This window comes from Bacillus sp. GBSW19 (assembly GCF_002998655.1).
GTDB lineage: Bacteria > Bacillota > Bacilli > Bacillales > Bacillaceae > Bacillus.
Map to the genome: position 1 here is coordinate 415570 of NZ_PVRF01000002.1, position 15486 is coordinate 431055.

The following is a 15486-nucleotide window of genomic DNA, read 5'->3' on the forward strand; positions in this document are numbered from 1 at the left end:
TAAAATAGAAAAACAAAACCCCTTTTCTATTAGAAAAGAGGTTTTTTAAGATTTATCTAATCACCCAGCCAAGAGCTATAGAGCCTTCGCCTAGATGAGTGCCAATCACGGCACCAAAGTAGCTTTTATAAAATTCAACATGAGGATACTTTTCTGATAAGTGCGCAATTAAGTCGTCTGCTTCTTCTTCTCTATTACCATGTATCAGTGTTGCTCTCATCGGGACACCACGTGATGCATCTTCGTCAAATAATTCAAAAATACGTGAAATGGCTTTTTTCCGTGTACGAATCTTCTCAAAAGGGACAATTAGCTTGTTGTCAAAATGCAGTATAGGCTTTACCTTTAAGAGGCTCCCAATAAAAGCCTGAGCACCATTTAATCTGCCGCCTCTTTGTAAATGAGTTAAATCGTCTACCATAAAATAAGCTCTCTGATTCTCTTTCAGATAATTGAGATGGGCTAACACTTCTTCTAGAGAAGCACCACCTTGGATTTTTTCAGCAGCTTCTATCGCATAAAAACCTTGCGCCATACAGCTAGTTTCTGTATCAAACGGATAAATATCAATCCCGTCAACTAGGTCATTTGCTGAGGCTGCACTATTATATGTTCCACTAATTCCGCTTGAAAGGTGAATACTAATCACGGCATCGTATGTTTCACTTAGTTTTTCATATAATTCTATTAACTCACCGAAAGCAGGCTGAGAGGTGGTTGGAAGGTCTTTATGCTTTTTGACTTCTTCATAATATGTCTTCCAATCCATTTCTATTTCTTCACGGTATGATTCGTTGCCAAAAATGACATTAAGAGGGATCATATGAATATGATGTTTATCACGCAGTTCTTGTGGTATATAAGCAGTACTGTCTGTTACAACGGCTATTTTCATTCTTAAATACCTTCCTTATCCGTTAAGTTGCTCTTTTTTATTTTCAAAGAATGATCATTGTTATTCATTAGATTTATAATAGTAATCAAAAAAGCCTGCCTAATCAATAGGCAAGCCCGTTATATCCGAAAAAGACTCCTTATCTACCTATCATTTCTCTCCAATTAACATGTGAGAGAACCAAAAACAGGCGAAAAAGGAGTACTTGTCCGGAACATTATCTCATTTCTACCCAGCCGTTTTTAATTGCTACAACAACAGCTTGTGTACGGTCGTTTACATTCATTTTTTGTAAAATGTTACTCACGTGGTTTTTGACTGTTTTCTCACTAATAAAGAGCGACTCACCAATTCCTCTATTGCTCTTTCCGTCAGCTAACATTTGAAGAACTTCGCACTCACGTCTCGTTAAGATATGAAGTGGTCTGCGAATTTCAGGATATACCTCGTGCTGCGGATGTGCTGAAACGCCACTAGTCGCTAGGCGTCGGAATTCATTTACTAAGTTATGAGTAACTTTCGGATGTAAATAAGATCCTCCGTCAGCTACGACTTTCACTGCTTCAATGAGCGTGTCTGCATCCATTTCTTTTAACAGGTAGCCTCTTGCCCCTGTTTTCAATGCATGTGTCACATAGTTTTCATCGTCATGAATAGATAGAATAATGACTTTTGATTCGGGATAAAGCTCAACTAGCTGCTTTGTAGCCTCTACACCATTTACATTCGGCATATTAATGTCCATAATGACAACATCCGGATGATAGTGTTCTACGATACGTGCAGCTTCGTCACCGTCGTCTCCTTCTGCAACTACTTCAAAAGTAGGTTCAAAATCTAAAATCCGTTTGACACCTTCACGGAATAATTGGTGATCATCAATAATTACAATATTTACTTTAGTCACAAGCTACGCCTCCCCATGTTTATTGTTCTACACCTGAACTTTATGGTCAATATGTCTTTTGTCTCTATTTTACAATTTTATTTTGCAATGTTAATGGCACGCGAATCATGATGAATGTCCCTAGACCTATTTTTGAGTCTATGGTCATTTTACCTTCCAGTAAGTCTACGCGTTCTTTCATGCCAAGTAAACCGAAGGATTTGTTTTTGTTTGTTTTCACATCTTTCATATCAAAGCCTTTTCCATCGTCTTTGATAATTAACGTGACAAAGTCTTTCGTCACTTCTACTTTTACAGAGATTTCTTCAGCTTCGGAATGCTTTAGTGAATTTGTGACAGCTTCTTGGGCTAGTCTAAACAGTGCCACTTCAAATTGAGAAGCAATTCTTTCGCTTTCTGTATCCCCTAGGCATTGGAACGTAATCTTGGTTTTTCCATCATACTCTTCGATTGTGTTTAAATATTTTCTTAGCGTCGGAATGAGACCCAAATCATCTAAAGCCATTGGTCTTAAATCATAAATGATTCTTCTCACTTCGTACAGAGCATTTCGCACATTCTGTCTGAGACTTCTAATTTCTTTAAAGCCTTCTTCTGTCCCACGGTCTCTGAAAATCCGTTCAATTAATTCGGAACGCATCATCACGTTTGCCAGCATCTGGGCCGGACCGTCATGAATTTCCCGGGACACCCTTTTGCGTTCTTCTTCTTGGGCTTCAATAATTCTTAGTCCAAAATCTTGTTTTGCCTGAGCATCTTCAAGTAACACGCCAACTTGGCGTAAGTCCTGATTGAGATAGTTGAGAACAACTGTGATCTGACTCACAAGCGTTTCAGAGCGTTCAATGACGTCTTGCAGGCTTAACAATCGTCTTTCCAGATCGTCTCTTCTTTCTCTCAGCTGCTTTTCGCGCTGCTGGATCATGGTGAGTTCCACTTGTAGATTATGTGCTTTTTCGTAGGCCTCCCGTATTTCTTCTTCGCTAAATTTGTTGAAGTTTCTGCTGACCTCAGATAAGCGATTTCTAGCATGTCTCGTATGGACTTCGAGTTTATCCCCAAAATCAATTACTTCGTTTACTTGCTGCTTGATTTGCTTCAGCTCTTCTACTAGGCTTTCATATTGTTGACGGGACTGTTCGCCTATCCTAAATACTTCGTCCTTGCTGCCATCAACTGTACTTAGCATTTTCATGATGATTGAATCCAATAATTTCGGATCCATTTTAGGTGTTGTCATGGCTTTTCCCTCCCGTAACAGTGATGTCATCTTTTTTTATTATAAATGTCATTGATCTGCATTTTATGTCGAATTATAATGAAAGAATGCGTATAAATCATGAAGTTTTTATGACGACCCTTTTTCCGCCCCTATCATCATAACAAAATACGCTGTAAAATTCTAAAATCAATGCAAATTTTCTCTAGTCTTACAATTTGCTTGTCAGGAGGGTAAGTCTTTTGCTGAATCGCTATCTTACAGTAAAAAGTCGTGGCGAGCATGAGATCGTCATTGAAAAATCACGTTTTATTTGTCATATACAGCGTGCTGTCTCAGAAGAAGAAGCACAAGCATTTATACAATCCATTAAAAAACAACATTGGAATGCCACACATAATTGTTCTGCCTATCTCATTGGAGAACATGACCTGATTCAAAAAGCGAATGATGATGGTGAACCAAGCGGTACAGCAGGTGTGCCAATGCTTGAAGTGTTAAAAAAACGGAAGCTGAAAGATACAGTCGTAGTGGTCACTCGTTATTTCGGCGGTATTAAGCTAGGCGCCGGTGGATTGATTCGTGCCTACGGAAAATCTGTATCAGAAGCCATCAACCATGTTGGTATGGTAGAACGCTGTTTAATGCGTACGATGCACACAACAATAGATTATACATGGCTTGGAAAGGTAGAGAATGAGCTTAGAGCCTCATCTTTTCAGCTAAAAGAAATTCATTATGCAGAAGATGTTATTTTTGAGACGTATGTAGAAGAAACACAAACAGAGCAGTTCATTGAATGGATGACTGAGCTGACAAATGGAAAGAGTGTTACAAAAGAAGGCGAACTGATTTATTTAGAAAAGGACATTGGTCCGATAAAGGAGACAGATGAATGGCACAACGAGTAAGAGTGCGTGTACGAAAGAAAAAGAGTAAGAAGAAGAAAATTTTCAAACGTATCCTGGTCTTATTTTTACTTCTTATCATCTGCATGGGCGGATTTGCAGTATATAAAATAGTCAATACACTTCAGGCTGCTGACAAAACATATGATGAGCTAGACCGAGGAGAGAAATCGAAGCTTCGTGATGCGGTCATTGATATTAAGAAGAAACCTTTCTCTGTACTATTTGTCGGAATTGAGGATTATGCCACAGATGGTGATCATGGCCGTTCAGATTCACTCATTGTCGCAACGATTAACCCTCAAGACAAAACGATGAAAATGGTTAGTATCCCTCGTGACACACGCGTACAGCTTGCAAGTGACACGACAGGAAATAAAGAAAAGATCAATGCAGCATTTGCTAAAGGTGGAAAAGACGAGACGATTGAAACTGTCGAACAATTCTTGCATATTCCGATTGATAAATATGCAACCGTTGATTTTGACGGATTCAAGGATGTTATTGATGAAGTCGGCGGAATTGATATCGATGTTCCATTTGACTTCAATGAAAAAAGTGATGTGAAAAAATCGAAAAAGATTTACTTCAAAAAAGGCAATATGCATTTAAACGGGGAAGAAGCACTTGCTTACGCGCGGATGAGAAAACAAGATCCACGCGGTGATTTCGGACGTAATGATCGTCAGAAACAAATTTTACGCGCAATGATTGATCAAATGTCGAAGGCAAATAACATTGCGAACGTCGATAATATCGCTAAAGAAGTAAGTGATCACATTACAACCAACTTCCGTATCACAGAAGGTCTTGCGCTTCAGCAAATCTACAGCGGATTTAAAGGAAACGACACAGAAACACTTTCTATTAAAGGAACAGACCTTTATTTAGGACCAAATCGAACGTATTACTTTGAGCCAGATCAAACCAATCTAGCTAACGTACAAAATGAATTACGGACGCATTTAAAGCTTCCTGCTGAATCCTCGAGTGAAACAGATTCACAAACCAATCCACCCTCTGGTGAAACAGGGTCAAGTGATACAACTAATCCTTCGACCAGCACACCAGGACAATAATAAAAACAGCCCAGTTCCTAGGAACGGGCTGTTTTTTATTGTCTTTTCACCATTCGTTTATAGAATTTCGTAAATGGTTTGAACTCTTCGTTGACCAAACCCGTGACTTCCGCAATCACTTGCATAAACATTACCAGTAAAAAGATAATGATGAGCGATAACCAAATGGTGGCGCTTGTCAGCAAAATCGCACTTAAGCTAAAGACTAAGCCAATCATGTAAATCACGATAACCGCCATGCGATGGGACAAGCCAAAGGCCATTAGTCTATGATGAATATGGGATTTGTCCGGCGCTGAAATCGGCTGTTTGTTTAATATGCGTCTAATGATTGCAAAGGTCGTATCAAATATAGGAACACCTAGAATGATCACAGGAACAACAACACTAAACAAAGTGACACTTTTGTATAATCCTAAAAGTGACAGCACCGAGATCATATACCCTAAAAATAGCGAACCAGTATCCCCCATAAAAATCTTCGCTGGATGAAAGTTGTAAAAGAGAAAGCCGATCGTACTGCCAATGACGACAAGAGATAAAGAAAGAATCAGAATCTTATCAGCAGAGAATGCCATCACTGCAATCGTTGATAAACCGATGACAGAAATACCGGCAGCTAGTCCATCAAGACCGTCAATTAAATTAATGGCATTTGTGATGCCGACAATCCATAGCACGGTGAGGGGATATGCCATCCAGCCTAACTCAATTCGATCTGTTAAAAAAGGAACAGAGAAAAAATCCATTTTTAAGCCTGTGCTCACAATCAAACAAGCAACAAGAACTTGTACGAGAAATTTAAATTTTGCACTTAAATTATATTTATCATCAAATATACCTAAAATGACGATGAGTACGGCACCAACTGAAATTGCTGTAATTTTATTATGTAGAAACAGCCCGCCTGCTAATGCTCCAGCCGCTACCCCAATAAAAATTGCCAAACCACCCATTCGAGGCATTACTTTATCATGAACTTTTCGTTTATTCGGCTGGTCCACTGCACCAATCTTAATTGCAAACTTTTTGACGATTGGTGTCACAATTAAAACTGTAGCCAGAGAGACAAAAAACGCTAATAAGGCGCGTTCGTAATCCATAGGTCAGTCTCCTTCTAAATTGAAATCTGTATTTTGTATATTGGCCGCTCTTTCCATTATACAATTGAATAGAGGATGATCACAAGCTCCCCCGGTGAAGAAGAAACAAATAAAAACGCACAATCCCGAATGAATTATGCGTTTTCTTTAATATTCGTTAGTTCCACCATGTTTGTGAACAGCGCGTGCCAATCTTTTTTCATTGCACGGCTTTGTCTTAGATGTCTATAGGTCGTGTCGTCTTTTTTGCTGATCACTTTCAGGCAGGCTTCTACGAAGAGCGCAGGATCATCGCCCTCTAAATATTCATACACATCCTTCTCTTTTAGCCTTTCCGTTGACGGGAGATTTAAACCGACAACCGGTATTCCAGCTGCTAAAAATTCATAAAGCTTGAGAGGGAACACCGCTTGATTGTAAGGGGATTGTTTGTATGGCATCATGCCTACATCAATCAGCTTCATATAAGCAGGTACTTCTTCTGGTGCAACAGCTCCTGTCCAAATCACATTTGGCAGTTTGAGTGCATGCTGAAAAGATGGATCTCCATTCGTTCCATCCGGACCGACAAATAAAAATGTCCAATCAGGCCGCATGCGAGCAGCTTCAGCCATCATGTCAAAATCGAGCTTTGGCTTGATTCCTCCGATAAAACCAAGCACGGTTCCTTCTCTTCCTTCCAGCACATCTTCTTTACACGGAAGATTGCTTTTCGCAAATACATCGTACTCGACGCCATTTTCCACAGTAAACACATCTTTCGGTTCTCCCATAAGACGTTTTTTGATTTGATCGTGTAAATATTGAGAAGAGCATGTAATGCTGTGTGCGTATTTAATGATTCGATTTTCTGCTTTGACAATGACACGCTGCCTCATATAAGAAAGAATGTTGTGTTTGCCGCTTATCGGCTCTCCCCACAGGTCACTGCAATCATAGACAATGTGTTTCCATTCAAATAAGGAAGATAAGAGCGGAAAGCCCGGAAACGTATACCATAAACAAACAGCAATCCCCTTCTTTTCCTCCATCCGCAAATGCTCAAGAAGAGGGGACAATTTATGAATATAGAACATGTCTTGATATCGGCCAAAGCGAAATAATTTACTCTTGAGCACATCAGGAATGGCCAATTGCTTCATTCGATCTGTTATGGGCTGAAAGGGAGCTGTATGACGAGATGATGACGGGCATACCCAGATGACCTCTTTCGTTTCCGGATCAGATGCTAAAAATTCGGCCAACCGATGCCGTCTGTACCTCAGTCCGTCCTGTCCCCATTCTCCCGTCGCTACGACAACATGTATGATCGAGTCTGCTTTCACCTTTATCACCTTTTTTCCCTTCTGTTTATAAGCGCTTCTTCACAGCATTTGTCGCATAGTGCATAAAACACCAGGACGCTTTGACAAAATGAAGCTGCTCAATTTCTCTGTAGACAAACCACGTTTTTTTCGCTGCTTTCCACTTGTTGCTAGAGATGGAGTTTCCAACGATGCGATATTCACTGAGCGGTTCGCTCATACCATAGGCTGTAAATCCTCTTTTTAATATAGACAGCCATGTAGCTAAATCCTGCCTTGTGCGAATGTTCGGCATTTCCACATGTCCTACCTTTTGAAGATCAAGCATGACCGTTAAACAGCCGATAATGGTATTTTTCAAGGCTTCATTATAATCTAATCTCGCTGGCGCAGTGACGGTTTTTTCTAACGGTTCTCCATTTTCTGCAATGATGTCATATGCCGTAAATGTAAAGGCATAATCATTTGTCAGCATGAAGTCTACCTGTTTTTCAAGCTTCGTCTCTTTCCACTTATCATCGCTATCTAAAAAAGCAATAAAGCGCCCTTTTGCCTGGTTGATGGCTGCGTTTCTAGCAATGGCAGCTCCCCCATTTTCCTCTAAATAAATGACGTTGATTCTGTCGTCCGCTTGACTTAAATCCCCTAATAGCTTTCTCGTTCCATCTGTAGAACAATCATCTGCAATGATCAGCTCCCAATTGGAATAGGTTTGGGCAAGGACGGAATGAACTGTATCCGTTAAATAACGTTCCGCATTATACGCCGGTGTAATGATGGATACTAACGGTTGATTGTTCACCTAAGACTCATCTCCAGTTCATCATTAAGATTCTTTGAACACTTCGGGTAAGACCACAAACATGAGCGAGATGCTAAAGCCAATGACAAGCCCAAGCAGTGCACGTTTTTTGGCTGACATGCCTTTATTGCCCTCATCAAGTACTTGTGCAGGATCGACAATCTTTGCCTGCTTCATTCCAAGCTTTGTCGACTCCAATTCATATAAGAATCGTTCTTTATCGACTTTGGAATCATTGCTGACAGATTCGTCTTCAAGAGCAGCTAATCTACTTTCAATCACCTGCTGCCTTTTTGTAAATAATGCTTTGTCTTGCTTAAGAAATGTATCCGACACCTGCTTCACGACAGCCAAAGCGCGATCCTTATTGGCATCTGTGAAAGACAGCTGTAATTGTGTATCTGATTGATTGGTAAGGATGAGACGGGTTTTCACATCCTGCCTTTCTTCTTCTTTGACATCACTGAGTGCTTCATTTAGAAATGCATCGCTTTTTAATAGAGATGTCACTTCTGCCATATTGTTATACACCCCATCATCATATTTACCAAGAGTGAGGGTAACAGCAGCTGTGTAACTGGACTGCTGCGTAGTTCCTTTAGCAAAAAAGAAACCAAAGGCGCCTAATATGACAGGCAGCAGGATGAGCCATACGATGTACTTTTTGATTCGCTTCCCTATCCTAGATATGAAACCAGACATGTTCATTCTCCCAACATTGACGTATTTGCTCTTTCACTAGTGTAGCCATACACACGGTTTACCATAGCTTGAGTCGTTGTTTATTTTTCAACATATTCACCGCTGCGATCACCAGTCCTAAAAATACCCAGTGGAAATATAAATTCGAGACGGAGCTAGGACTGATACTTGAAACGAGAAAGCTCAGCATGGCTGCAAACAACCCCTCAATGATCATTTTTGCCGATCTTGTGTCAGCCCATTGGTATTGTTTGTACAGTGTGAACATGAGATAGGCGTATACTGAGATATAGCCCAGCATGACTGCAAACCCAAAGTTCGTCATCAATTCCAGCAGCCAATTGTGCACTTCTACGACCTGGTCTGTATCAAAGATCGAAAAGTGAGCTAAGTAGTAAGACACATTCCCCGCTCCAACCCCGAATCCGTATGAATTCGTAAAGAAGTGCCAAGCATTTTTGATCAAATTCGCTCTCGCGATGTTAGACGGGAGTGGTTCACTAAAAGAATGTGCGACCTGAGAAGCGAGAAACAAGTCATAAAAAACCGAATAAATCTTGGCTGAAAAGACAGCGATACCGATGACTACAAGTCCGCTTGCTGCAATGATTGACCACTTTTTGAGAAATCGCGGCAGCAGCAGCCATACATAGACCGCCACTCCTGCAAATATGCCAAGCAGACTGGCTCGGGATTCGGTTAACAAAATGAGATACAGTGCGGCGATTGCCCCTAATAATCCAAACGCTTTGATATAACCGTTTTTCATTTGACGCATGCATGCTAGATATAAAAAGAAACTAATCGATAAAAACGTCGCAAAGTCATTTTGATTAAAAAAGACAGATGTAGGATAGTGCTGTTTATACGCTGGTCCTAGATACAATGAGGTATTCGGTAAATGGTTCAATGTAAAGTGATTATAGAAACCAATCCCCATCACAAACACAGTCATGACCAGCCAAATGCTATAAAAGGTCACCACTTGATCCATTCGCTGAATGAACATGACGACAAGAAAGACAAACCCCATCCCCATTGCAAGCAGGGACATATATTTCAGGCCGTCTGTGACCGAATGAGCCCAAAGCAGTGAGATGAGCCCGTAAAGAAACCATGCAGCGAAAAAACCAAGAATTCCTTTGACACGAATCTGCTGCCACTGCGATATGTACGTCCCCTTATCTCTCATCCGCCATATGAATAAAGCAAAGACGGCGATAAGCATAATACGGTAGAGAAAAAGACTAAAGAATCCGGCACTAATAGAAAAGAAAGCGTTGTTGAGAAAAGTCAATGCAATCAAAAGATAGATGGCTGACATGAAGATTTGCTCACCATTCATGTATAGCTTCATCAACACGAGAGCAGCCGACAGGATCAAAAGTATAACCGGAACAGCCACCATCTTCTTTAACCCGACGGGCTGGGCGGTTGCCATTTGTACAAGCCCGATCCCTGCTGCAAACAAAATACATCCAATCATGATTTGCCATGCTGTTTGTTTCACACTCATACCCATTTTCCTCCTAAGCAACCCATCCGATTTGAGGGATTAAGCCTTGACTTCCTGTTCATAGTAGGAAATGGTACGAGCCAAACCTTCCTGTAAACTCACAACAGGCTCCCATGCTAAGACTTGTTTCGTTTCCTCATTTGCCAATGTACTATGCACAATATCTCCTGCACGCTGCGGCTTGTAAATTGGTTCAAGATGCGACCTCGTCACCCGCTTCATCGTTTGAAACAGCTCATTCACAGTGATCGAATCACCACATGAAATATTTAAACAAACGTTTGATTGAGCTGTTAAAGCCGCAACATTCGCTGCTGCTAGATCACCTACATAAATGAAATCTCTTGTTTGTTCCCCGTCTCCGAAAATGAAAGGAGCCTCATCTTTTGCAAACTTATCAGAGAAAATAGAGACAACTCCACCTTCGCCAAGTGCGTCTTGTCGCGGACCATAAACATTGCTGTACCGAAGAATACAATAGTCCACATCATACAGTGATTTTGCCATTTCTAAGTATCGCTCTACTGTGAGTTTCGCTAACCCATAAGGCGAACCAGGCTTTAGCCGGTGAGCGGTATCCACTGGCAGATACACTGGATCTCCATAGACAGCTGCTGATGAGGCAAATACCACTTTCTTGACACCAGCCTCTGAAGCCGCTTTGATCACATGCAAAGATCCTTTAATATTCACTTCTTGATCATATATATAATCATTGACCGATACTGCGACACTTACTTGTGCAGCAAGATGAATGATGTAGTCTGGTGCGATTTGTTTAATGATTTCAATCACTTCTGGTTTTGTTACATCCTCTTCAATACATGGAACAGATAAATGTGCAATATTTTCCTTCCTACCTGTTGAAAAGTTATCAAGCACGATGGCTTCATATCCCTTTTCTATTAATTTTTCAACAGTATGTGAACCTATAAATCCACTACCTCCAGTAACCAATACTTTCTTCATCCAAGTTCCTCCTAAAATCAAGCTTCTAATAACATCTTAACATCCTGTACATGAGGACGACCGATCGAATGATAAATAAAACCGTTTTTTCTCATTTGTTCTGGTTCAAATATATTACGTCCATCAATGATAACTGGACGTTGAAGTAGTCTTCTGACTTTCTCCATATCCATTTTTAATACTTCTTCCCATTCAGTCAAGATTAAACAGGCATCTGAATGTTCTATTGTTTGATATAGATTGTCACTAAATATCGTTTGGTTCCCAAGGATCTTCTTCGCTTCTAAGTGAGCAATTGGGTCATACGCTTTTACATAAGCTCCTAGATCTTGCAGCATTGGAATAATATCAAGAGCAGGAGAGGATCTTAAATCATTTGTATTAGGTTTAAATGCCAATCCTAATACAGAGATCGTTTTCCCCTTTATTTCACCATAGACATCCATCAATTTCTTTACGAGATACGCTCGTTGATGTGTATTTGTTTCAACAACTGATTCAATTAGTTTAAAACGATAGCCTACTGTTTCAGCTATTTTTAATAGCGCCTTGGTATCTTTTGGGAAGCAGGAACCTCCAAACCCGACTCCAGCTTTTAAAAACTTCTGCCCAATTCGGCTATCTAGGCCAACGCCTTCTGATACTTTCTCAACATCTGCGCCCACCCGATCGCAAATATTGGCAATATCATTGATAAAGGAAATTTTGGTTGCAAGCATCGCATTTGCTGCGTATTTAATCATCTCTGCACTTTCTAGATTGGTTTCAACCACTGCTGTTTGAAATGGTTCATGTAACTCCTTAATGATCTCCAATGCATGAGAGCTTGTAGACCCTATGACCACTCGCTCCATACTCATCGTATCTTTAATAGCAGAGCCTTCTCTAAGAAATTCTGGATTTGACACAACGTCAAAGGGGTATTTACTTCGTGAAGCTTTCTCTACTATGGCCTTAACAAGACGACCTGTGCCCACGGGAACCGTACTTTTATTCACAATGACTTTGTATCCATTCAAGGATTCACCAATTGTTTGAGCGACGGCTTTCACGAACGTTAAATCTGCTTCCCCCTGTGCTGTCATCGGTGTCCCTACAGCAATATAGATAATCTCTGATTCCCTGATAGCGGCAGGAATATTGGTTGTAAAAAACAGTCTTCCTTCCTCCGTATTCTTTTCAATCAATTCCTTTAAACCCGGTTCATAAATGGGAACGACACCACTTTTTAAGCTGTTGATTTTTGATTCATCGATGTCACAGCAGATGACACGATTTCCGATATCAGCAAAACAAGTACCCGATACTAACCCGACATACCCTGTTCCAATCACAGCAATTTTCTTCAACATTTTTCATCCTCTCAATAAAAGCATATTGTCCGTTCCAAGCTGTTTATCTATCTATCATTCTTTGCACATTTCATCTTGTTTAAACGATGGATATTGATTGATTAAGCACCTTTTCATATTGCTGTATGAGCTGTTTCGCATTATTTGCTGATGAATATTCTGTGTGAACGATTTGATGAAGATCGTTCTTCACTTGCTCATTCCATCTGTTTTCATAAAGATAGGCGTGAATGGCCTCTTTTAACTGATTCGTCGAACGCGGATCAACGAGCAGGTGTTGATAGCTAGAAAATAAAGATGGGAGACCACCGACTCGTGTCGCAATGACAGGTACTTTTAAAGCAAGCGCCTCTAGGACGACGGTAGGCATTCCTTCACTATAGGAAGGAAGTGCAAACAGATCAGCTGCCATTAAGTAGTCTTTCACCTGCTCATTCGGCACCTGTCCTGGGAGTACAATGGATGCTCCAGCCCGTTCTTCCAGCTCCTTTGCAAGGGGGCCTTTTCCAACAAAGACTGCTTTCACACCATCCATGCCGCTGACAGCATCAGCTAATTCAAGTAAGCCCTTCTCTTTGACTAATCGCCCGACGAAGACAACGAGCTTGTCGTGAAGGGGTAAGCCTAACTTTTTCCTGATGCCTTGTTGATCTTCTTCCGTTTTAGAAAATGACTGAAGCGGAATACCGAGCGGGAGACATTGCGCTTCCACCTTTGTCATGTCATTTGTCTTTTTAGCAAGCTCCTCGCTCACCGTCAGAACAGCAGATGCCTGTTTCACCGCCGTTTCAAAGGCTGCATGTGCCCCTTTGCTATAGCCCGGATACACGTTCACATCACTGCCATGTAAGGTCAAAAGATAAGGAATTTGCGTTTCTTTCTGAATCACAGCCGCCGCTCCGCCAGACGGCATCGCAAAGTGCGCATGGATAAAATCTGGTGACAGCTGAAAACGCTGCATGGCGCCTAGAACAGAAGCCGCTATTCGTTTACTCGGCTGTGCCCATTTCAGCTGTCCAGGGAGCGCTGTATAGGGCGGCCTGTATACTGTCACTCCGTTTCTCACTTCCTGTTCAAGCAGATTTTTTTTCTGCCGATAGGACGCCTTCAGCATCCGCAAAACCGGTGGAATTACCGGATTGGGACATACGACGGTCACTTGTATTCCTTGTTTGAGCAGCTCTTGCACTTGCGTTTCATGGAATACACCTTCACTTGGATGTTTTTCACTAGGATATACACTTGTCAGCCATAGCACCTTCATGACGAACGACCTCTTCTCAATAATCTGCCTGCCACCTGCGGATACATTTTGATGAGCAGCAAGCCATACAATGCAGCACTGACACAAATCGTCAATCCTAATTGAAGTAAAATATCCGCTGACGTCAGCTTCATGCCTTGATGCAAGAAAACCGCACAGGCGGCCATCAACAGCGTCATGACAGCAGGCTTTCCAAGTGATTTTAAATACACCTTCATATCAAGCTGAATGACATACGCCATGAGCCATCTGCCAACAATAAAGTTGAGCAGGCTGACACCTGAGTAAACCCAAGCTACTGTGAGCAGACTGCCTGTGCTGACACCTGCATATAAGGCGCATCCATACACGATGAGCATCCCCGTATCCCAATAAAAGGCTAAGTCCGCTCTCCCTTTGGCAAGAAGTATTGAACCGTTTGGATTCATCAGCACACGCAAAAGGCCGACAATGCACAAAATGTTAAGAACCGGAACGGCTACGAGCCATTTCTCTCCAAACACTACTTCTATAAAGCTATCTGATACGGCAGCAAGACCGATTAATAATGGAAAACTAATCAATGCGAGCATATTCGTCATACTGAGGAAGCCCTCTCGCAGCATGGAGTGATCACGCTGACTTTTTGCGAAAACAGGGAAAGCCACTCTCGTCACGATTGGGTTAATCTTCAGCACCGGGATCGTTACAATTTGATACGCCAAGCTGTAAATACCTAATGCTTCTGCTCCAAGAAAACGGCCAATTAAAATCATGTCTATGTTCGATCCTGCTCGATTGACCAGTCTGGATGCGAGCTGGAATGCTCCAAATGAGAAAAATTCTTTCACTTCCCCTAATGCAAAAACAGGTGCTGGGCGCCACTTCTTCCAATAAGCTGCGGCATACATTAGCCCTTTTCCTGATTGCAGCAGCACTTGAGAAATGACATAGGCAATAATCGGATTGATGAAGAAGGCCAAAGCGAGTAAAACAAACAGCGATATCATGGTTGCAATGGCTTCAATGGTACTTAATGTTTTAAAGGCTAAGTCCTTTTGCATCATGTATTGGTATTGCTGGCCAATTGGTGCAATCAGAAACATGATGGATAATAGTTTGAGCAAACCCTCCAGCTCTGGCCGGTTATAAAAGGCGGCAATCATTGGGCTTACTAGAATGAGTAAACAGAATAAGACAATTCCAGTGAGCAAATTGATCCAATATAATGTAGATAATTGACGTTCTGTTGTTTGTTCCTTTTGGATGATCGCTGCCCCAATCCCTAGATCAAGTAAAATCTGCGTAAATATTGTGACAGTTGTGATCATGCCAACGAGTCCAAACTCCTTCAGTGACATCACGTTCCCTAAAAAAGCGAACTGTGCGATTTGGATAATCGTAATGATGAATGCGGACAAGCTTGTCCATTTTGCCCCGCCTAGCATGCGTTTTTTCATACTTGCCATTTCTCTTCCCTACTTTAC

At 41.3% G+C, this 15486-nt stretch carries 14 protein-coding genes; 2 read left to right on the plus strand and 12 right to left on the minus strand.

From position 1 onward, the window contains the following. Positions 1-52 precede the first annotated feature (52 nt). From C6344_RS11930 to degS, 3 genes are all read right to left on the minus strand, one after another. Positions 53-895: a DegV family protein gene (locus tag C6344_RS11930; protein WP_034660152.1), complete on the minus strand. Its 843-nt coding sequence runs from the start codon at positions 893-895 to the stop codon at positions 53-55. A 217-nt stretch (positions 896-1112) separates the two neighbouring features. Continuing rightward, complete coding sequence (gene degU / locus C6344_RS11935; protein ID WP_008348273.1) at positions 1113-1802, minus strand: two-component system response regulator DegU; 690 nt, start codon at positions 1800-1802, stop codon at positions 1113-1115. Positions 1803-1866: 64 nt separating this feature from the next. Continuing rightward, complete coding sequence (degS, locus tag C6344_RS11940) at positions 1867-3042, minus strand: two-component sensor histidine kinase DegS (protein WP_003213166.1); 1176 nt, start codon at positions 3040-3042, stop codon at positions 1867-1869. 221 nt (positions 3043-3263) lie between these two features. Here degS and C6344_RS11945 point away from each other — a divergent pair, with 221 nt between their 5' ends. Then, entirely contained in the window at positions 3264-3932 is a 669-nt protein-coding gene (locus C6344_RS11945; RefSeq protein WP_012011434.1) for a YigZ family protein, read from the plus strand. After that, positions 3917-5008: an LCP family protein gene (locus C6344_RS11950; protein ID WP_060597401.1), complete on the plus strand. Its 1092-nt coding sequence runs from the start codon at positions 3917-3919 to the stop codon at positions 5006-5008. Before C6344_RS11945 ends, C6344_RS11950 begins: the two co-directional genes overlap by 16 nt. 35 nt (positions 5009-5043) lie before the next feature. Here the strand turns inward: C6344_RS11950 and C6344_RS11955 are convergent, their stop codons facing one another. The 9 genes from C6344_RS11955 to tuaB all read right to left on the minus strand — a co-directional run bounded on the left by C6344_RS11955 (position 5044) and on the right by tuaB (position 15468). Beyond that, entirely contained in the window at positions 5044-6111 is a 1068-nt protein-coding gene (locus tag C6344_RS11955; protein ID WP_034660156.1) for a glycosyltransferase family 4 protein, read from the minus strand. Positions 6112-6245: 134 nt separating this feature from the next. Continuing rightward, positions 6246-7442 carry a teichuronic acid biosynthesis protein TuaH gene (gene tuaH / locus C6344_RS11960; RefSeq protein WP_066031804.1) on the minus strand — a complete coding sequence of 399 codons (1197 nt, stop codon included), beginning with the start codon at positions 7440-7442 and terminating at the stop codon, positions 6246-6248. 19 nt (positions 7443-7461) lie between these two features. Next, positions 7462-8217, minus strand: a complete 756-nt coding sequence (tuaG, locus tag C6344_RS11965) for a teichuronic acid biosynthesis protein TuaG (RefSeq protein WP_060597403.1) — start codon at positions 8215-8217, stop codon at positions 7462-7464. 24 nt (positions 8218-8241) lie between these two features. Beyond that, positions 8242-8919 carry a teichuronic acid biosynthesis protein TuaF gene (gene tuaF / locus C6344_RS11970; protein WP_060597405.1) on the minus strand — a complete coding sequence of 226 codons (678 nt, stop codon included), beginning with the start codon at positions 8917-8919 and terminating at the stop codon, positions 8242-8244. Between the two features lie 58 nt (positions 8920-8977). Then, positions 8978-10435 carry a teichuronic acid biosynthesis protein TuaE gene (gene tuaE, locus C6344_RS11975; protein WP_066031678.1) on the minus strand — a complete coding sequence of 486 codons (1458 nt, stop codon included), beginning with the start codon at positions 10433-10435 and terminating at the stop codon, positions 8978-8980. A 39-nt stretch (positions 10436-10474) separates the two neighbouring features. Continuing rightward, positions 10475-11404, minus strand: a complete 930-nt coding sequence (locus C6344_RS11980) for an NAD-dependent epimerase/dehydratase family protein (RefSeq protein ID WP_106036477.1) — start codon at positions 11402-11404, stop codon at positions 10475-10477. A gap of 17 nt (positions 11405-11421) precedes the next feature. Then, a complete protein-coding gene (gene tuaD, locus C6344_RS11985; protein ID WP_066031676.1) occupies positions 11422-12756 on the minus strand; it encodes a UDP-glucose 6-dehydrogenase TuaD in 1335 nt (444 codons plus the stop codon). A gap of 79 nt (positions 12757-12835) precedes the next feature. Next, positions 12836-14020: a teichuronic acid biosynthesis protein TuaC gene (gene tuaC, locus C6344_RS11990; RefSeq protein WP_060597409.1), complete on the minus strand. Its 1185-nt coding sequence runs from the start codon at positions 14018-14020 to the stop codon at positions 12836-12838. Then, a complete protein-coding gene (gene tuaB / locus C6344_RS11995) occupies positions 14017-15468 on the minus strand; it encodes a teichuronic acid biosynthesis protein TuaB (protein ID WP_060597411.1) in 1452 nt (483 codons plus the stop codon). The genes tuaC and tuaB overlap by 4 nt, the downstream gene beginning before the upstream one ends. Positions 15469-15486: the final 18 nt, after the last annotated feature.